Source organism: Vibrio sp. Of14-4, from assembly GCF_022347625.1.
Classification (GTDB): domain Bacteria; phylum Pseudomonadota; class Gammaproteobacteria; order Enterobacterales; family Vibrionaceae; genus Vibrio; species Vibrio pristinus.
In genome coordinates, this window is record NZ_JAKRGI010000002.1 from 214663 (window position 1) to 232888 (window position 18226).

Genomic DNA, 18226 nt, shown 5'->3' on the forward strand with positions numbered 1-18226 from the left:
TTTACTGTTTGTCCCCTTGGGTGGGATTAGTGGTGCATTGACTATCACAGCGTGATGTACCAGTAAACAGATACGAAATGCGATAACGGTTGTTAGCGAAATACAAATAAAGCCTATCGGCTATTGGTTTGATCAAGCGCCACCTTAAAGGAGCATACATCCAGCCTCGGCCCAGAATATCCCATGCTCGATACGCGGCATCCAAACCAAGCCAGAGCCTCCCACTATCATCTACCGCATGGAGTATTTTATTGGCAGCCACAGGGTCAATGTCTGGGTATTTGCTAAAAGCCTCACTATAAATATCGATAGTCGTAATATCGCCATGACTATCTTTAGCTCGAATAGCACGCATTTCTTTAGCGCAAAGCGGGCACGTCCCGTCGTAAAATAGTGTTAATTTGCTCATGATTCTATTTTTCCTATTGTCCGACTACCTTTACGCAGACTGAAACATCTCGATCAGTACACTACCCCACAAATAGCCAAATAATGGCTCTTTTTCTAACACTAGCCTATGTCCACCTATACTGTAAATACAAGCAAAATAAGCCTGATAGTGAAGACAATTCCCAATGACAAAGCTCACCACACATGTACTTGATACTATGAAAGGCCGCCCTGCAGCTGGTATTAGGATCGAGATATATCGCCAAGACAGCCAATGCTGGACAAAGATTGATACTGTGGTAACCAATCAAGATGGCCGAACGGACGAAGCCTTGCTGCAAGGAAATGAATACAAGACTGGGAAATATCAGCTAATTTTTTATGTTGGGGAATATTTTGCGCAAAACGAAGATCCGAACTTTCTTGACGATATCGTTATTCGATTTGGGCTAAGTGATCCAACATCACATATGCACGTTCCCCTGCTGGTCTCCCCTTATAGTTTTTCTTCTTATCGAGGGAGTTAAATTAGGTTTTGTTTATTAATTGTTAGATTTATTTTGCTAATACATTGATCTATAAGATACTCTATGCATTAGTTTATGACCACTAACAGAACTGTTTGATGAAACGAATCCACTGACGCACCTCACTTTACATCGACTATCAATCTTTTTTACCATTGTGCTAAGGAGCAAACATGCAAAACAAGCAGGTTCATTTTGTCGATCGTGACGGTTTTAGATTAAAAATCATCGAACAGGGGCAAGGTCTAAATTTACTCATCATAGGCAGCGCAGACTATTACCAGCGCACTATGCCCGATATGATTTACGACCATTTTCGCTGCATTTTCATTGATCACAGAGGGTTCGCCGAGTGTAATCGGGATGTTACCCATGATGATGCATCGCTTGAGAAGATATCATCAGATACCGAAGCAATTTTGCGAAATCTGGGCGTCGAAACAAGCTGGGTGCTGGGTCATTCCGGTCACGCCTATATGGCATTGGATTTTTGTCATCGTTACCCTAACAAAGTACTGGGCTGTGCTATCGTCGGCGCGGCGCCTAGCCTTTCTGAAGAGATGCAGACACTGCAAATGGAACATTGGCAAAACAATGCAAGCCCCAGCCGTAAATCTGTTTTCGAAAAGAACTTCCCACAACTCGAGAAAGATATCAAGCAAGAGCCAAAGCGTAAATTTGCTCATCTATGCTTCAGGCTAGGTGCAATGCGATGGTTTGATGTCAGCTATGATGAACGACCTCTGTGGCATGAGGTCAAAATGCAAACTCAGATCCTCGACATCTTGTGGGGTTACGTATTTTCCAGCGTTGAAATAGGCCAATACGCCCAATCCTTAAAAATTCCCATTTTAATTTTGGGAGGAGAGCAAGACTACAGCATTGCACCAATATCGTCATGGTCAAGGATTGAGCCAAGTTTTAAGAACGCCCAGATTAAAACGATTGCACATTGCGGGCATACGCCCATGCTAGAGCAACCAGAGGCGTTTACCCATTCAATGATCGAATTCGTCTCTAGATAAACACCCGCTCCCAATAGCCTCGCCTAATGGTGTGGCTTACCTGCGGTCAGATTGTATTCCAGTGCAGGAGAGAGCAGTTTTGGCTTGGACAGCTGATGATCTCGGCTTTCTCTGAGAGTGACAAAATCTTGTTGTGTCGTGTGCTCACTCATCATAACATTTTCGTGTTTTTCTTCACCGATAGTTGTCTTGTAGACCAACTCATTCTCTATATTCGGATAATTGTGGCAGAGATATACCGCCGTCGAGTCTTTTAGCGCATAGAGTTTGGAAAGGGACTCATACATTTGCTCTGCGCTGCCTCCAGGAAAATCTGTTCTACCTGTTCCATGGTGAAACAGCGAATCACCTACAAAAATAGCATCGCCGATCTTAAATGTCAGATCAGATGCAGTATGCCCCGGAGTTTCAATCACTTCCAAATGTGAATGACCAAAGTCTAAGTGCTCATCTTCCATCAGAAAATGCTCGAAGTGATAGAGCTCGGATAAACAAAGCTCGTCTTTCCAACTTGCATATACCTCTTTGACATGATCAGAAATATAGATGGGAGCTCTAAAGACTTTACTGAGATGAAAACAACCAGACAAGTGATCAGCATGGATGTGCGTTTCTAAAATCGCCGTTACGTGAAGGTGGTGTTGTTCTACGTATTCAACGATACTTTGTGTAGATTCAAAACTAATTTTGCCATGGTCTTCATCGTAATCGGCTACAGGGTCAATAATAATTGATTCGTTGGTATCAGAATCGGCCACGACATAACTGATACTACCGGAATCAGAATGGAAAAAATGCTGGATAACCTGACTGGTCATTAATGCCTCCTTTGCGTTCAAATTTTGAACAAGGTAATTATTATTTTAGTCAACAAGGCATTCTCATAAGCGAGACGGACTATGATATTGTATTTTTTTGAGTATTAATTATTGTGGTAACAACAGCTTGAACCCCTCGTGGGTTGCTTTAAATGCCGATATGTAGGATTCATTGAGAGGCATGCTTGCATCTTCTCTTTGACTCCCTAGTTCATCATCGGCAAGAAGGGATACCAAACTGGCTAAATCATCTAAGTTGGCACTGCGATAGATAAGGTTCATTGGAACTTCCTTGTAAACATCCATAAAAACATATAAAAATAATGGCTTTCCTTATAATGTATGGAATTTAATGATCGTCTCCAGCATAAATCCACATAGGCTCAGTTTTCCCAGCTCGTTCAAAACCAAGAGCCTTGTAAAACTCAACCGCTTCAATATCTGAGGTTAACATTTGCTGGTGAAAACTCTGATACTTGGTTTGCATGACTTGCATTATCTTTTCGCCCAACACCCAGCCCCTGATAATTTGGGTGAACGAGTAAATGAGGATAATACACAACAAGAGAACCATCGGATATTGCGTTACCCAGCCCTATCAACTCATTATTTACCCTTGCGGTAACTAAAGTGTCTGAATTCAATAATGCCGGTATCAGCTTGTCGGGGCATTGTGCTGAAGACCACCCATTCTCTCGATACAAACTTACGACTTCAGACTCTTGTATTTCTTTACTGATTTGAACGTAAACTTCCATATATCCTCTATCAAAAAACTGACACAAATAATATTTTTATTAAAAATATCATGACTTTAGAGTTTAATATAGAAATAACGTGATATGGACAGTAGAAAAAGGCAGTGTAATCTGAAATTAAACTGCCTTAGACAAAAAGATGCCTTACTCACATTTTAAAGAAGCTGCTCAAACGTTTGAGCTCTTCGCCAACTCTGGCAAGGTTGCGACTGGATTCGGAAGTTTGATCAGAGGCACTAGAGGTCTGATCTGCAACATCACTAATCGTATTCATACGTTGACTGACATCTTCCGCGACCTCTCCCTGCTCGTTAACCGCCTGAGCAATTTGAGCGTTCATTTCGGTAATCGTGCTTACTTCGTTTGAAATCGATGACAAAGACTCTTTGACCTTTTCTGTTTGCTCTACCATACCGTCGACCTGCTTCTTACTTTTCACCATTTCTGCAACCGCGGATTCGGCGCCAGATTTGAGCACTTCTATCATTTTCTCGATTTCGACCGTAGATTCTTGGGTTTTTTGGGCAAGAGAGCGCACTTCATCAGCAACCACCGCAAAGCCTCGACCATGCTCGCCAGCGCGAGCCGCTTCAATCGCAGCGTTTAAAGCCAACAAATTGGTTTGATCAGAAATATTTTTAATCACGTCCAAAATAGTCGCTATATTTTCGCTGTCCCCTTTTACTCGCTGAATTACCTCTTGAGACTGCCCTATGGCTACAGCAAGTTGATTCATTCCATCAACGGTTGTACTGATAAGCTCATTACCTTTTACGGTTTGAGAATTTGCTAAATTCGCTGCATCTGACGTGGTATTGGCTTTTTGTGCAACTTCATGAGCTGACGAGCTCATCTGAGTCATTGCAGTGGCAACCTGATCAATATCTTGCTTCTGCTGCCCGACACCTTCACTCGTTTTGGTTGTCAGGGACGATAGATCCTCTGATGAGTTGGCAATACTTTCAATATTGGTCGACAAGTTGCCAATCATATCTCGAAGCTGTTCTGTCATGGTCGCGATCGCACACAGTAGTTCACCAATCTCATCGTTTCGATTGACTTCAATGACAACGCCAAGATCGCCAGAAGCAATGCGCTGACTGGCTTCTACAGCACTTTTAAGGGGTGGTACGGTTAATCTCGTCATTAGCATAGAAATCCCCACCCCAAGAAGAATGGCGACCAATGCAATCAACAGGTTGGTCACACCCAAATTCTCTTCAAAGTCTTTGAGCATCGCCTTACCAATCTTACGTGCTTCAGAGGTCAAGTTTTCGACATCTCTAGCTTCAGTTAACATAAGTTTATTAGTTTCAACACTTTGCTTGTTAACGGAAAGATAGTTATCAAAAGCCTGTTGATACAGCAGTATTGCACTTTCTAACTCTTTAAGCTTTGGGGTATCCTCAGGGAAGCTTTTCATCAATAAATACATATCCGATAAGGTGTCACGAACATTCTTTATTGATTGCTCATCGCCAGACAAAATGAAGTTTTTCTCAGCTCGCCTTGCTTCTAACATCCATTTGATCATTCGATTTGCATCATCAGCGATTTTAATTGAGGTCAAAATTTCTTCAGGTGGCGCATTAAATTCAAAAAGTTGTTCGACTTCCTGCTTTTCGATAATACGAATGTTGGCCACGATTTCATCGACCTGTCTTGCGTACTTACGCATATCTTCACCAGCTTTGGCTTGCTGCCTTCTCTGAGATACATATTGATCCAAAGCAGCTTGGTATGCATTTAAAGAGTCAACCACCTCATTAAGCAAATCTTTAACCTTGGCTTCGCTAACTCTGCCCTGTAAAACACCTGCTAGAGCATTGCTCTTGGAAATAAGATCTTTAATTTCTCCAGCATAAGCTTCGTCATTACGCAAGGCGAGATTTTTTTCAGCAATGCGAATTTCACCAGTGTATTTGACGATTCGATTAAAATCATCGGCGATCTCTACTTCACTATTGAAGCGAGACATTCCCATCATGCCATTTAAGGTTACAACCGCTGTCATAATAACCAGTAAGCCAAAGGCACCAGATAGCTTAAAACCCATTTTTAGATTATATAAAAACTGCATTTGCACTCACCGATTGGATTGAAATGATAGTTATAGAGCGATACTTAGTAAGCCTAGGATCTACCCACGACAATTCAAATGGTTTTATTCACATAAGTTGTGAAAGTACTTCGATGATAATGGTAGGAAACGGATGTGAGATAGATAGTTCCGTGGGTAACGGGAGAGACAGCTATCTGGCTCCTCATGGTGAAAGTGATACGAGAAGGATGTTATGGCTCAATGGCAAAGCCATCATTGTCTGGGTCATGATTCCAGACGTATTCCGTCAGATGCGCGATTTTTTCTGCATGCTCACGACCATACAAGTGCTCTAATATAGCAAGAGACATATCGGTTCCAGCGGAGACACCGGAGGAAGTATAAATATTGCCTGATTTAACCCAGCGTGCTTTCTTATGCCAATTTGTTGAAGCACTGAAACCTTGTACCCAGTCAAAGGCAATTTTGTTTGTCGTCGCGCAGTGATTGGACAAAACACCGGCTTGAGCCAGTATCGCGGCACCTGTGCAAACTGATACAACATAAGTTGCTCGCTCACTCTGAGCTTGGACCCAGTCAATCAGTTCCTTGTTATTGACTTCTTGTCTTGACCCTAACCCGCCAGGAACCATCAAAATATCGCACGTTTCAAAGTCACTAAAACAGTAATCGCAGACGCTCTTAGGCCCTGCGCTACTTGCGACAGCACCACCAGTCTGGGAAACGAATTTGAGCTCAAGGTTTTGGTTAATGAAGCGAGACATACCAAACATTTCCAAAGGACCAAAAACATCCAGTAGTTCAAAATCAGGATATAGAAGCGTTGCAACGATAAGCTTTTTTGAAGTACTAGTTACATCTTTGCATGAAGTAAGTTTACTTGCTTCTGTCTGATTACTCATTGCAGTAATCTCCTTGATATGAGGGTTCTGAGAGGAAAAGCGCCCCTTTCTATTTTACTTACACAAACATGCCTGAACAAATATCGGGCTTTTACAGCCAATACTTAGGCTTAGCAAAACAAAAAGGGGCCGCTGTTTTTAGATAGGTAGTGAGATCAGCTCAACGCCAAGAACGCCGCTAACTCCCATCACAACTAATAAGGACACTTTAAATACGGTTTTTGACCAAGGAATATAGTTATCCTCATCAACTTTTTTAAAGGTTACTTTCATCCACGAAAAGCAAGCGATCGCAGTAACTGCCAAGTACTCATAACCCGCTTCACCTAACACAAATAACGCGAATGATATCGCAGCAAAGGCCACAACATAAGCTTTCATGTGACGATGAGCTTTGCTAATTCCTTCTTTAACTGGCAACACCGGAATACCAGCATCTCGGTAGTCTTGCATGCGGAACATAGCAATGGCATAAGAGTGAGGCATTTGCCACAAGCAAAACATAGCAAAGAGCAGAACAGCCTCCGTACTTATGTAATTAGTCACCGCTAAGTAACCAACAAGTGGTGGGACAGCACCAGAGATGCTGCCAACCAAGGTACCGTATACAGAAGTGCGCTTGTACCACATAGTGTAGAAGAAAACGTAAAATACGTAGCCAAGTAAAACCACTACTGCAGAGAGAGGGTTAGCCATCTGAAATAAAATGGCCGTTCCAACGAGTAATAAGACGAGAGAGTAAATAAAAGCAACATCAATATTAATGTTTCCTTTGGCAAGCTCCCGATTTTGTGTGCGCTTCATTTTCTGATCGATATCTCGATCGAAAATGTTGTTTACCACACAACCCGATGCAATCACTAGCCCTACCCCAGCAAGGGTTGCCAATAATAGAGCTACACTGACGTTCTCTGTTTTTGCGGCAAGGAAGAACCCCGCCGCAACAGATATCAGGTTGCCGAAAATGATGCCTGGTTTAGTAATAGACAAATAACTTTTCAGCATGCTCCGACCTACAACTTCATGTTCACGGTCATGTTGTAGATGATCCACACAGAACCTGCGATTAAGATCAGTACAACAATGGCGGTAAACATTAGCGATACAAAGTTCCACTGCCCATCTTCAGTTTTGACTTCCATATGCAAGAAGTACTTAAAGTGGACGAAAATCTGCACAATCGCACAACCAAACAATAAGACATAAGTTGCCGTATCAGGAAGTGATTGAGACCAGACAAAATAGAAAGGTATGACTGTCAAGATTAAAGAAGCAATAAAGCCTTTAACATAATCTGAAGCACCTGTTTCCAAATGTTGAGCCATTACATTACCCCCAGCAAGTAAACGATAGTGAAAACACAAATCCATACAATATCGAGGAAGTGCCAGAACAGGCTTAAGCAGTTAAAGCGCATCGCCATGTTATCGTTAAGTCCCTTGGTTGAAAGCTGGTGATAGCACACTGCTAGCCAGATAAGACCAAAGGTTACGTGAAGACCGTGAGTACCCACTAGAGTGAAGAAAGCGGACAAGAAAGCGCTCTTCTCTGGGCCATGGCCTGCGGCGATTAGATGATGAAATTCGTAAATTTCCATGCCAATAAAGCCAAGGCCAAGTAGGAAGGTTACTTTCAACCAACGCTTGAGCCCAGCGACATCTTGGCGTTTCATTGCGATCATGCCAAAACCAAAAGTAATACTACTAAACAGCAGTAACATGGTTTCAACGAACACGAATGGTAGCTCAAAGATGTCTTTACCAGTAGGGCCACTAATTGAGCCTGTTTCAAGTACTGCGTATGTTGCAAATAGAGTTGCGAACAATACACAGTCACTCATCAAGTAAACCCAAAAGCCGAACAGTTTATTACCGTTCGTATCATGATGGTGATCATGATGACCGTGAGATACAGAATTAGCTTGCATACGTTACCTCCAGATCATCTTTCTTATCACCTTGTGGAGATTGTTTCTTTGCTTCTTCAAGCTGAGCACGGCGCTCTGCTTCAATCGCTTTGATTTCTTCTACTTCCACGTAGTAATCCACATCGTCATTGTAACTGTGTTGGATACAAGCGACGACAATGCCCACAAAACTTGCAGCGGCTAGCCACCAGATGTACCAAATCATTGCAAAGCCAAACACTAAAGCCCATGCAGAAACATAGATTCCTGTCGGTGTGTTCTTAGGCATATGAATACGCTCGTATTCAACCTCTTTGGTTGGATCAAACTCACCATTTTGCTTTTGATACCAGAATGCATCCAGTTCATCACCTTTTGGCAGGTGAGCAAAGTTGTAGAATGGTGGTGGTGACGAGGTCGCCCACTCAAAAGTACGTCCACCCCATGGGTCGCCAGTAAGATCGCGATTCTGGTCTCGGTCACGAATACTCACATAAATCTGAATAAATTGACAGAGAACACCCATAGCGATAACCGCAGTACCCGCAGCTGCAACGGCAAGTAGAGGGAAGAATTCAGGGTTAATATCTTGACTCAAGCGGCGAGTCATCCCCATAAAGCCAAGCGCGTATAGAGGTAAGAACGCCATCAAGAAGCCGATGATCCACAAATAGAAAGCGCGTTTACCCCAAGTTTCATTCATCATGAAACCAGTTGCTTTCGGGAACCAATAGGTGATCGCAGCAAAACAGCCAAATACTACACCGCCAATAATAACATTATGGAAGTGGGCAATTAGGAATACTGAGTTGTGAAGTACAAAATCAGCACCAGGAACCGCCATCAATACACCTGTCATGCCACCAACACTGAAGGTGATAAGGAAGCCAACTGTCCACATCATTGGTGTAGTAAAGCGGATACGGCCTTTGTACATGGTAAATAGCCAGTTGAAAATCTTCACCCCGGTTGGGATGGAAATGATCATAGTGGCGATACCAAAGAAGGCGTTGACATTTGCACCTGAGCCCATGGTAAAGAAGTGATGTAACCAAACCACAAACGCAAGGATGGTAATGACGACAGTCGCCCATACCAAAGAGGTATAACCAAACAATTTCTTGCGTGAGAACGTTGCCGTAACTTCTGAGAACACTCCGAAAATAGGCAGAACTAAGATGTACACTTCTGGGTGACCCCAAGCCCAAATCAAGTTGACGTACATCATAACGTTGCCGCCAAGATCATTGGTGAAGAAGTGGAAGCCTAAGTATCTATCCAGCGTTAGAAGCGCAATGGTAACCGTTAAGATTGGGAACGAGATGATGATAAGGATGTTGGCACACAAAGAAGCCCAAGTGAATACTGGCATCTTCATGATTGGCATAGAAGGCGTACGCATACGCAAGATAGTCACAAAGAAGTTTACGCCAGTTAACGTTGTGCCCACCCCAGATATCTGCAGCGCCCAAATCCAATAGTCGACCCCGACCCCCGGACTGGCCTCGATACCAGACAGTGGAGGGTAAGCTAGCCAACCTGTTTGACCAAATTCACCTAACCCAAGCGACATATTGGTGAGAATAACACCCACAATAAATAGCCAGAAGCTCAGGTTGTTCAAATAAGGGAAAGCCACATCACGAGCACCAATTTGTAATGGTACGATAATGTTCATCAAACCGATTACTAATGGCATAGCAACAAAGAAAATCATTATTACGCCGTGAGCAGTAAAGATCTGATCATAGTGATGCGGCGGTAAGTAGCCCGCTTCCCCAGCAGAAGAGAGCAATTGTTGGCTACGCATCATGACGGCATCAGCGAAGCCACGAATAAGCATTATCATAGCCACAGCTATGTACATGAAGCCAAGCTTCTTGTGGTCTACTGACGTAAACCATTCGTTCCACAGGTACTGCCATTTCCCTGCTTTTGTTATCGCGACCATTACCGCTAAACCAACCAAAGCAACCACGGCTAAGGTAATAACAATAATGGGCTCATGATAAGGAATTGAGTCTAGAGTTAATCTTCCAAACATTTCGATTATCCTTGGTTTTCAGGCAAACAGTTCATTGAACCAGGATGCTGTGTCACGACATCAGTAAACAAAAATGGCGGAACACTTGAGAATAGAGTGACGGGTTCTGCAATACTTGGCTCGGCCAAAGTTCTGAACTGTTCCCAGTCTTCGATTCGATCTGGACTAGACTTCACTTCTTGAACCCAGTTAAGGAAAGCAGCTCGGTCAGTCAGTGCTGATGCAGTAAATTTCATCTGAGAGAAACCTTCACCGCTATAGTTAGAAGCAAAACCTTTAAAGTTACCTTCATGATTAGCAATCAAGTTCAGCTTGGTTACCATACCTGGCATAGCGTAAATCTGAGAGCCTAAACGTGGGATAAAGAATGCGTTCATGATGTTGTCAGAGGTGAGTCTAAACGTCACAGGTACATCTTTAGGAAAAGCGACATAGTTGACAGTAGCAATGTTCTCTTCCGGATAGATAAACAACCATTTCCAGTCAAGCGACACTACTTCAATCGTCATAGGTTTAACGTCACTTTCAAGAGGCTTAGAAGGCTCAAGCTCGTGTGTTGAACGCCATGTTATAACGGCAAGAATAGCGATGATAATGATAGGAATCGTCCATACGACCAGTTCTATCTTAGTCGAATGTGACCAGTCAGGCGCATACTCTTGATCAGTATTCGTATCTCGGTATCGGTATGCGAAATACACTGTCATTAGAATCACGGGTATGACAACAATTAGCATCAACAAAAGGGCCGTAATTATGAGCTCTTTTGTTTGAACGCCAATAGCGCCTTTAGGGTCAAGTAAAGCAGAATTACACCCAGATAAAAAAAGAATGGCCGTCGCCAAACTTCCTCTAGACAAGATGCGTTTATATCTTGAGGCTTCCATTAACTTTCTCGATGTTTGTCCGAGTCCAGCTTAAATAAACTGAAGCTCAGTTGTTATATTCATTAGAATGTTTATGTGTTGAGCGTGTAACACTGATACAAAGAACAAAGTAAACAAATCAGCAAAATAGTTAATAACCATGCTATTTATGCGGATTATTCTTTACACTTTGAAGGAGAATGTTACAAGGGGCGCATTATGCTTAGATCAAGATCGAAGCTCACCCCTCGTATGCGTAAACTAACATTTCATTAATGAAAATAAAAAGAAAAGAGTCAATAGAAAATGAATGGATATAGAGACAAAATCATTAAATAACAATAACTAAACAAAAAACAACAAAACCGACATCGTTCAGTATTTAATCAAAAAAGACATAAACCACCACCAATTTAAGATAGTGATAAAAATCACAAATATAAGATCACATAGTATTAATAAGGTATTTAGATGCTTTATTTAAGCGCTTAACACATTCAAGAGTAGGGCAAATAATAAAGTTCAGAAAGAGCGAATGCCCCAAGGTAAGGACTGGGAAACTTGGCTTATATTTTTGGGGCTGATAACACACGCTCTGTGTTATCAGCCCCAACCTATTATCGTCTCTACATCAATTACTTGATGCCATACTTGGCCAAAATTTTATCAAAGGTTCCGTTCGATTTTATTTCCGCTAACCCTTTATTGAACGCATCAATGTATTTACCATTGTTGGAGTTCGCTTTACCAGAAGTGACATGCAGTGGATTAACCGACAAAGCGTTTTTAGTAAACTCGAAGTCAGCCAGATTCATCCCCGCTCCGGATAAGGTCGACTTGGCCACTAATTCATCTTCTAACGTTAGGTCAATCCGTTTGGCAACCAGCTTCTTCGCATTGGAGACTAAATCGTTAGCTTCAGGTTTCTTAAAGTTGCTTGCACCAAGAAAATCATCGCCGTAACCGTAATTGCGAATAATACCTACCGTTTTACCCGATAAACTCTCCATACCATTGTATTCAAAAGCATCACCTTTACGTTTAATAAACTTGAGTGAGTTTTCAAGATAAGGTTCACTGTAGTTGAGAAAAGCCGTTCTTTCGTTGGTAAACCATGTGGCAACCAATATATCAATTCTTCCATCTTTAACTTCGTTTAACGCTCGAGTCCAGGGCATTATTTTAAAATCTACGTCATAGCCCTGTGTTTTCATCGCTTCGGTTAAAATTTCAACCGAAACCCCGGGACTACTGGTATCTTTTTGGACAAAGGGAGCCCATGGATCTTGAGCTGCTGTTACGGTTGCAGCAACACTCTGCACCGAAAAAAGGGCCGCAACAGCCAGTAATAAAAGGTTTTTCATAACAGGTCCTCGATAATTATCTAACTTAAGTTCGGAATTTAGACATATGGCTTGCAATACTCTGGCTTAAGCTAAGCACTTCCTCTGTTGTTTGTGCATTTTGATCAGCACCTGACGCCACTTCATTCGTCGCTTCAGACGCTTCGACAATCGCTCGACTTATTTCTTCGACCGCCATTCTTTGTTCATCAGTAGCCTGTGATATTTGACCACTGCGATCAGATATTATGGTGATTAGGCTCTGAACTTCCCCGACAGAGTCTTGAGATTCACTTACTCTTGCTGCTGTGTCTTCTAAAAGCGTTGCAATACGGGTAAGTTCATCTTCGACTGATTTAGTCGCCGACCCCAAGGCGGTAATATTTTTCTGAATCTGTTCTGTCGACTCACTGGTTTTTACCGCAAGGTTACGAACTTCATCGGCAACCACAGCAAACCCTCGTCCTTGCTCGCCAGCTCGAGCCGCCTCGATCGCTGCGTTGAGAGCAAGTAAGTTGGTTTGTTCAGAAATGTCATTAATAACGTTAAGGACGGTAGTGATCTTCTCACCTTCTTCTATCAAGATGTGCATTTCGGCATTAACATGATTCATCTCTTCACGCATGTTAATAATGTCTGTGGCTGAGCTTTCTATTGCATCATTAACGCTAGAGGCAAGCCCTGTAGCCGTCTGTGCCTGATCTGCTGTTTCAGAGGCAGTGTCAGCAACAATAGCCACTGACTGGTTGAGCTCTGTCGCTGCAGCCGCTACTGTCGTCAACTGGTGCTTCTGCGAATCTAGACTATCAGCATTTTTTCGCGCCGTTGCTCCATTAGCCTGGGCTTTCTCACCGAGCGCTTCAGAAGATTCATTCACTTCTTTTACAATAACCCGTAGGGATTCTGTAAATGTATTAATACCGTTTGTGATAGCATCGAATTCTCGGTACTTTGCCGGAGCCAATTTATTGGTTAGATCCCCATCACCAGATGCGAGATCCTTTATAACTTCCGTTAATTGAGATATCGGCCTTAATACCGTAATTGAGAGGGCCAGAATGATTACAATCGAAATAATCAGATCCAACACAACAAGCTCTATGATGCTTGTACGAAGGGAATCGGCAAGCTTAGCATCCATAGCGTGGGTATCGAAGTATACAACGACCTTACCAACGTTATTTTCTTCTCCGTAATCAACAAAGGTAAGTTCCGTAGTTTGGCTCAATTCTTCTGGGAAGGCATCTTTATTGGTTACGTCAACAAGCTGTTTCTCTTCGCCCTCTCCTTCCTTCGTCAAAAATAGCAATTCGCTACCTTGAGCATCAATAAGTTGAATTGCAGAAATCTCAGGTAAATCAAGTTCAGCAGACATTGCAACTTTGGCAGTATCCAAGTCAAAGTCCCACACCGCTTTTGGAAGACTTATCGACATGCGTTGACTGGTATTTTGCACATTGATTTCTAACTCTTGGTGTAAGTTTCCTTTGAAAGTCTGATATTTAATAAACGCAGAAACAAGCAGCACAAAGGTCAGTGCTACAATCACTTGAACAATAAATACTACCTTTAACCTTTTCAAAACTTACCCCTCATGATTTTCGGCAGTTACTAAAAAAGTAGTAACTGATTAATTAATTATCAAATAGGATTATAAATGAGATTGAGATCACATTATATACCATTGATAGCATTGTGTTTTATGTAGGGGTTAAATGTGAAGTATTTTAACTATTCGTTAAATCGTGCCTAAACTCACGTGTCAGCGTAAAAGCCAATGAAGATGAAATCCGGAAGTGAGATAAAAGATAAACAAGGATGTATTTAAGAATTAGGTCAGACTATAGAGCTACGATAAACACATACCTCTTGGAGTTTTCCTCTGACTTGGACAAAGCGATTTTCTTTATACTGCATTCCAAGTTTTCTGATCACAGAGCTAGACTGATGATTGTTAGCAAGATGCTGGGCTTCAACTTCAGAAACCTTGAGCTCACGCTTTGCGCAGCCTATCAGAGCTTGCGAAGCTTCTAGAGCAATTCCCTTTCCCCAATGGTCAGTTCCTAACCAGTATCCTAAAGTAGCAACCCCATCCTTTAGGAAAGGAAAACTTACCGCACCAACAATGCTATCGCTTCCTTTGATGGTAATAGCATAAATAACCGCGCTTTTATGCTCAAATTTCTCTGAATGAGTCCCTATCCACTCCATTGCCATTTCCTCGGTGTAGGGATGGGGGATATTTGCTGTCATATCTGAAATAATTTTTTGGCCAGCCAGTAACGCAACTCTCTGACTATCTGATAGACGAAAGGGTCTTAAAAGTAGTCTCGGCGTCTCAATACTTGGTTGCATTATTTCTCCACTTTATGTTTACAGTGTAAAAGCCAAAAAGGATGTAGAAATGATAATGAGAAAGATAGCCCTAGAATAATAAATTTATCAAAGATATAAAAGAGTAAATCATTTCGTCTTCCCTTAGCTACTCTCTAATTCATACATCAAACATTTCAGATTTTGGTTTATTTGCTTTTTTTGCTCTTGGCTCAACCCCTTTACTAACTGACTTTGCATTTGCACATGCTCTTCTAGGATTCTATCAATCTGTACAATACCTTGTTTTGTCAGTTGGACGGGCAAACTACGACGATCAGATTGGTTGCTTTGTCTTGTTATCAAACCTTTGGAAGTTAGTTTATCCAAGCGGTTTGTCATTGCTCCTGAGGTCAACATCATAGAATCAATAAGCTCAGACGGGGTCAATTGAAATGGTTTGCCACTGCGACGCAGTGTTGCTAACACATCAAACTCTCCGAATGTTAAGCCGTACTGTTTATGAAGTTGTGCAACTTGAGCTTCCATATATTTACTCACTCTAAGAAGCCTTCCCATGATAGCCATAGGTTCGGTCTCTAGATCAGGTTTTTCTCTCGCCCATTGCGCTACCAATCGATCAACTGCATCCATAACCTTTTCTCTCAAATCTTTGCTAATTAAATATCTTCACATTAAGATACTTTACAATAGCACACTAAAAGCGTACATTTCGGAAATGTATCTTAACATAAAGATAAATTATCATGAATATACTACTGGCAATGATTCCCGCTTTTTTCTGGGGTACAACGTATGCGGTTACCCAATATACCTTGGCTGATTGGCCTCCTCTTTTGCTCGGAGCACTCAGAGCATTGCCTGCTGGACTGCTGTTATTAGCCTTAAAACCTTCACTACCTAAAGGTGAGGATTTACCGAGCCTACTAAAGCTTGGATTAATTAATATCGCGGCTTTCTTTTGTTTAATCTTCATTATGGCGCAGTCATTACCCTCAGCAATATCAGGAGTCGGTATGGTATCTGTACCTGTATTTGCTATGTTGTACCACTGGCTTGTGCATAAACATAAGCCCACATTCATTCAAGCTTTATCTGGTGCCATTTTGGTTATGCTTGCTTGGCTACTATTTTCGCCAAGCCAAATATCACTTGAACCACTCGGACTGTTAGCCATGCTTTGCGCTATTATGTGTATCGTTGTTGGTAGTACGATTACTAAATCCTTGGGGAATAGAATCCATTGGTGGACGGTATTAACTTGGCAAATGATTCTTGGAGGCTGCTTACTATCGGTAATCGCGATCCTTGATGCCAGTTCTTCTCCGGATCGATATTCTGCTGTTATAAATCATTTTTCGATACGAAATGGCGCTGGCTTACTATGGGTAATTGGTTTAAACACTGCTCTTGGGTATGGTATGTACGTCTGGCTACTACAACACATGACGGTGGTGGACTTCACATTTGGCGGTATTGCAAATCCGGTAGCTGGAATTATATCAGGATTGATATTACTTGGTGAGTCCTTTACCTCCTTCCAGTACAGCCTCATGGCAGGGATGATAGCCATGTCTCTTCTACCTCAAATAATACTCGCTATCAGGCAAAATAAACCTTTGCCTAATTCCAATTAGACAATGTGTGGCCGCACTAACTAGACTATCAATTTGGTAGTATTTTATTCATGAGAAAGCATAGTGTTTACAGTGTAAACCGATTTTAGAGAATTCTGGCGAACAAAATTATAAAAAAACCGAGTTTCAAAAACTCGGTTTTTCTTCAATGAAACTAACTTAAATTTCAGCGTTGTGATAAACCTGCTGAACATCATCACAGTCATCTAAAAGATCTAGGAACTTTTGAAATTTCTCAGCATCTTCGCCAGTAACGGGAGTATGGTTCTGAGGCACAAAGGTGATCTCTTCAACCTCCATGTTTAACTCTGGATATTCAGCATTAAGCGCTGTTTTAGCTTTGAAGAATTCAGTATGAGGAGCAAATACAGTAATGACTCCTTCTTCAAGCTCAATGTCTGTCACATCAACATCAGCCATCATAAGCGCTTCAAGTACGGCTTCTTCATCTTCGCCTTTAAACTGAAATACCGCTTGATGGTCAAACATATGAGCGGTTGTACCAGGAGAACCAATTTTTGCACCTGTCTTAACAAAGCATTGACGAACATCTTGAAAAGTGCGGTTCCCATTGTCTGTGAGACAATCAACAATGACGCTAGCACCACCAGGAGCAAAACCTTCATAGCGCGCTGGCTGATAGTCTTCACCACCACCACCACAAGCTTTATCAATAGCTTTATCGATCACGTGTGCCGGAACCTGATCTTTTTTCGCTTTAGTAATAAGGTGTTTTAGTGAAAGGTTCATGTCCGGATCGGAACCGCCATTCTTGGCACACATGTAAATTTCTTTACCGTATTTGGAATAAACCTTAATTTTTGCGCCTTGAGTTTTAGCCATGGAGGCTTTACGCACTTCAAAACTTCTTCCCATCGGGATATTCTCTCTAAATCAAATGAACGCGGAGGATTTTAGCAAAAAACAAAACCATTTCAATTTACAATATAAAGCAAGAATGCCTCAACCAAGTCCCATGATCCGCTTATATTTGGCGATGGACTCAAGGAACATATTTCTCTCGTCAGGATCTTGAATTTTATCAGCACTACGCGTTATTTCTTCCGGACTAGCTTTTGCTTCTCTCAGTTTCCAAACGAGAAACGATGCCTGCTTATCAAGCTCTATTTCGTTTTTGTCTTTTGCTGGGAGTGTAGACAGATTTATCGACATTTCAACACAAAGTCAGTTTACCAGTGTGGGGGCACTATAACACAATATCCTACCCATTTGGCATACAAAACTAAGGGTGGCTTAATTGCCACCCTTCTTAGACTGTTTGAAAAGTTGAGGTCTCAGTGCCATATGCCGAGTTCTTTCGCTTCTTCAAGTGTCAATCCACTTTCACGGATTTCCTTTAAGGCTTCGATGCGTCTGCGAGCTTGTGCTGATTTAACACTTTTGTTTGGCTTTTGTGACTCAACTTCATCATTGATATCCCACTTGTCAGTGATCTCAGTCATTTCATCATGGTCAATAGAATTAATGGACATTATAACCTCCGAAAAAACCATGCAGTGACAGCTAACGTATAGCAAAACCATACTGCCCTTGTTAATAATTTTAGACTCAGAATGTGATTAAGCTAATAATTTGAAATGAATTAATATCAAT

20 protein-coding genes and 1 pseudogene are annotated in these 18226 nt (G+C 41.8%); 3 read left to right on the forward strand and 18 right to left on the reverse strand.

Going from position 1 to position 18226, the window contains the following annotated elements:
* Window position 1: 1 nt before the first annotated feature.
* Complete coding sequence (locus MHN79_RS03235) at window positions 2–409, reverse strand: DCC1-like thiol-disulfide oxidoreductase family protein (protein ID WP_239171700.1); 408 nt, start codon at window positions 407–409, stop codon at window positions 2–4.
* A 166-nt stretch (window positions 410–575) separates the two neighbouring features.
* Here MHN79_RS03235 and uraH point away from each other — a divergent pair, with 166 nt between their 5' ends.
* Both uraH and MHN79_RS03245 read left to right on the forward strand, forming a co-directional pair.
* Window positions 576–917, forward strand: a complete 342-nt coding sequence (gene uraH / locus MHN79_RS03240; RefSeq protein ID WP_239171701.1) for a hydroxyisourate hydrolase — start codon at window positions 576–578, stop codon at window positions 915–917.
* Between the two features lie 173 nt (window positions 918–1090).
* Window positions 1091–1942, forward strand: a complete 852-nt coding sequence (locus tag MHN79_RS03245) for an alpha/beta hydrolase (protein ID WP_239171702.1) — start codon at window positions 1091–1093, stop codon at window positions 1940–1942.
* Window positions 1943–1965: 23 nt separating this feature from the next.
* Here the strand turns inward: MHN79_RS03245 and MHN79_RS03250 are convergent, their stop codons facing one another.
* From MHN79_RS03250 to MHN79_RS03315, 14 genes and pseudogenes are all read right to left on the reverse strand, one after another.
* The gene (locus MHN79_RS03250; RefSeq protein WP_239171703.1) at window positions 1966–2760 is read right to left on the reverse strand and encodes an MBL fold metallo-hydrolase; all 795 of its coding nucleotides are present in this window, start codon (window positions 2758–2760) and stop codon (window positions 1966–1968) included.
* A gap of 144 nt (window positions 2761–2904) precedes the next feature.
* Window positions 2905–3042: pseudogene (locus MHN79_RS03255) on the reverse strand (GNAT family N-acetyltransferase); the annotation flags it as partial.
* Between the two features lie 152 nt (window positions 3043–3194).
* Window positions 3195–3518 carry a GNAT family N-acetyltransferase gene (locus tag MHN79_RS03260; protein WP_239171704.1) on the reverse strand — a complete coding sequence of 108 codons (324 nt, stop codon included), beginning with the start codon at window positions 3516–3518 and terminating at the stop codon, window positions 3195–3197.
* Window positions 3519–3666: 148 nt separating this feature from the next.
* A complete protein-coding gene (locus MHN79_RS03265; protein WP_239171705.1) occupies window positions 3667–5598 on the reverse strand; it encodes a methyl-accepting chemotaxis protein in 1932 nt (643 codons plus the stop codon).
* 212 nt (window positions 5599–5810) lie between these two features.
* Window positions 5811–6482 (reverse strand): DJ-1/PfpI family protein, encoded by a 672-nt coding sequence (locus MHN79_RS03270; protein WP_239171706.1) that lies wholly within the window; start codon window positions 6480–6482, stop codon window positions 5811–5813.
* A gap of 138 nt (window positions 6483–6620) precedes the next feature.
* Entirely contained in the window at window positions 6621–7487 is an 867-nt protein-coding gene (gene cyoE / locus MHN79_RS03275; RefSeq protein ID WP_239171707.1) for a heme o synthase, read from the reverse strand.
* Between the two features lie 8 nt (window positions 7488–7495).
* The gene (gene cyoD / locus MHN79_RS03280; RefSeq protein WP_114785271.1) at window positions 7496–7807 is read right to left on the reverse strand and encodes a cytochrome o ubiquinol oxidase subunit IV; all 312 of its coding nucleotides are present in this window, start codon (window positions 7805–7807) and stop codon (window positions 7496–7498) included.
* Complete coding sequence (cyoC, locus tag MHN79_RS03285; RefSeq protein WP_239171708.1) at window positions 7807–8409, reverse strand: cytochrome o ubiquinol oxidase subunit III; 603 nt, start codon at window positions 8407–8409, stop codon at window positions 7807–7809. The genes cyoD and cyoC overlap by 1 nt, the downstream gene beginning before the upstream one ends.
* Window positions 8399–10432, reverse strand: coding sequence for a cytochrome o ubiquinol oxidase subunit I (gene cyoB / locus MHN79_RS03290; protein WP_160928916.1), 2034 nt, complete (start codon window positions 10430–10432; stop codon window positions 8399–8401). Before cyoB ends, cyoC begins: the two co-directional genes overlap by 11 nt.
* A gap of 5 nt (window positions 10433–10437) precedes the next feature.
* Window positions 10438–11319 (reverse strand): ubiquinol oxidase subunit II, encoded by an 882-nt coding sequence (gene cyoA, locus MHN79_RS03295; protein WP_152432397.1) that lies wholly within the window; start codon window positions 11317–11319, stop codon window positions 10438–10440.
* 614 nt (window positions 11320–11933) lie between these two features.
* Window positions 11934–12662 (reverse strand): transporter substrate-binding domain-containing protein, encoded by a 729-nt coding sequence (locus MHN79_RS03300; protein ID WP_239171709.1) that lies wholly within the window; start codon window positions 12660–12662, stop codon window positions 11934–11936.
* A 25-nt stretch (window positions 12663–12687) separates the two neighbouring features.
* Window positions 12688–14223 carry a methyl-accepting chemotaxis protein gene (locus MHN79_RS03305; protein ID WP_239171710.1) on the reverse strand — a complete coding sequence of 512 codons (1536 nt, stop codon included), beginning with the start codon at window positions 14221–14223 and terminating at the stop codon, window positions 12688–12690.
* Window positions 14224–14477: 254 nt separating this feature from the next.
* On the reverse strand, window positions 14478–14996 hold the full coding sequence (locus MHN79_RS03310) for a GNAT family N-acetyltransferase (RefSeq protein ID WP_239171711.1): 519 nt from the start codon (window positions 14994–14996) through the stop codon (window positions 14478–14480).
* A gap of 123 nt (window positions 14997–15119) precedes the next feature.
* Window positions 15120–15608 carry a MarR family transcriptional regulator gene (locus tag MHN79_RS03315; RefSeq protein WP_239171712.1) on the reverse strand — a complete coding sequence of 163 codons (489 nt, stop codon included), beginning with the start codon at window positions 15606–15608 and terminating at the stop codon, window positions 15120–15122.
* A gap of 113 nt (window positions 15609–15721) precedes the next feature.
* On the opposite strand from MHN79_RS03315, the gene MHN79_RS03320 reads away from it, so the two are divergent.
* Window positions 15722–16612, forward strand: a complete 891-nt coding sequence (locus tag MHN79_RS03320; RefSeq protein WP_239171713.1) for a DMT family transporter — start codon at window positions 15722–15724, stop codon at window positions 16610–16612.
* Between the two features lie 159 nt (window positions 16613–16771).
* Here the strand turns inward: MHN79_RS03320 and MHN79_RS03325 are convergent, their stop codons facing one another.
* The 3 genes from MHN79_RS03325 to MHN79_RS03335 form a co-directional block, all read right to left on the reverse strand.
* Complete coding sequence (locus MHN79_RS03325; protein WP_160928928.1) at window positions 16772–17488, reverse strand: YebC/PmpR family DNA-binding transcriptional regulator; 717 nt, start codon at window positions 17486–17488, stop codon at window positions 16772–16774.
* A gap of 87 nt (window positions 17489–17575) precedes the next feature.
* A complete protein-coding gene (locus tag MHN79_RS03330; RefSeq protein WP_239171714.1) occupies window positions 17576–17785 on the reverse strand; it encodes a DUF3283 family protein in 210 nt (69 codons plus the stop codon).
* 122 nt (window positions 17786–17907) lie between these two features.
* Window positions 17908–18105, reverse strand: coding sequence for a hypothetical protein (locus MHN79_RS03335; protein WP_152432389.1), 198 nt, complete (start codon window positions 18103–18105; stop codon window positions 17908–17910).
* Window positions 18106–18226: the final 121 nt, after the last annotated feature.

Coding starts and splice junctions, on each gene's coding strand:
- MHN79_RS03270 (WP_239171706.1), bottom strand. CDS start 6,482: ATGAGTAATCAGACAGAAGCAAGTAAACTTACTTCATGCAAAGATGTA.
- MHN79_RS03330 (WP_239171714.1), bottom strand. CDS start 17,785: ATGTCGATAAATCTGTCTACACTCCCAGCAAAAGACAAAAACGAAATA.
- uraH (WP_239171701.1), top strand. CDS start 576: ATGACAAAGCTCACCACACATGTACTTGATACTATGAAAGGCCGCCCT.
- MHN79_RS03260 (WP_239171704.1), bottom strand. CDS start 3,518: ATGGAAGTTTACGTTCAAATCAGTAAAGAAATACAAGAGTCTGAAGTC.
- MHN79_RS03320 (WP_239171713.1), top strand. CDS start 15,722: ATGAATATACTACTGGCAATGATTCCCGCTTTTTTCTGGGGTACAACG.
- MHN79_RS03245 (WP_239171702.1), top strand. CDS start 1,091: ATGCAAAACAAGCAGGTTCATTTTGTCGATCGTGACGGTTTTAGATTA.
- cyoB (WP_160928916.1), bottom strand. CDS start 10,432: ATGTTTGGAAGATTAACTCTAGACTCAATTCCTTATCATGAGCCCATT.
- cyoA (WP_152432397.1), bottom strand. CDS start 11,319: ATGGAAGCCTCAAGATATAAACGCATCTTGTCTAGAGGAAGTTTGGCG.
- MHN79_RS03315 (WP_239171712.1), bottom strand. CDS start 15,608: ATGGATGCAGTTGATCGATTGGTAGCGCAATGGGCGAGAGAAAAACCT.
- cyoD (WP_114785271.1), bottom strand. CDS start 7,807: ATGGCTCAACATTTGGAAACAGGTGCTTCAGATTATGTTAAAGGCTTT.
- cyoC (WP_239171708.1), bottom strand. CDS start 8,409: ATGCAAGCTAATTCTGTATCTCACGGTCATCATGATCACCATCATGAT.
- MHN79_RS03335 (WP_152432389.1), bottom strand. CDS start 18,105: ATGTCCATTAATTCTATTGACCATGATGAAATGACTGAGATCACTGAC.
- MHN79_RS03300 (WP_239171709.1), bottom strand. CDS start 12,662: ATGAAAAACCTTTTATTACTGGCTGTTGCGGCCCTTTTTTCGGTGCAG.
- MHN79_RS03325 (WP_160928928.1), bottom strand. CDS start 17,488: ATGGGAAGAAGTTTTGAAGTGCGTAAAGCCTCCATGGCTAAAACTCAA.
- MHN79_RS03310 (WP_239171711.1), bottom strand. CDS start 14,996: ATGCAACCAAGTATTGAGACGCCGAGACTACTTTTAAGACCCTTTCGT.
- cyoE (WP_239171707.1), bottom strand. CDS start 7,487: ATGCTGAAAAGTTATTTGTCTATTACTAAACCAGGCATCATTTTCGGC.
- MHN79_RS03250 (WP_239171703.1), bottom strand. CDS start 2,760: ATGACCAGTCAGGTTATCCAGCATTTTTTCCATTCTGATTCCGGTAGT.
- MHN79_RS03265 (WP_239171705.1), bottom strand. CDS start 5,598: ATGCAGTTTTTATATAATCTAAAAATGGGTTTTAAGCTATCTGGTGCC.
- MHN79_RS03235 (WP_239171700.1), bottom strand. CDS start 409: ATGAGCAAATTAACACTATTTTACGACGGGACGTGCCCGCTTTGCGCT.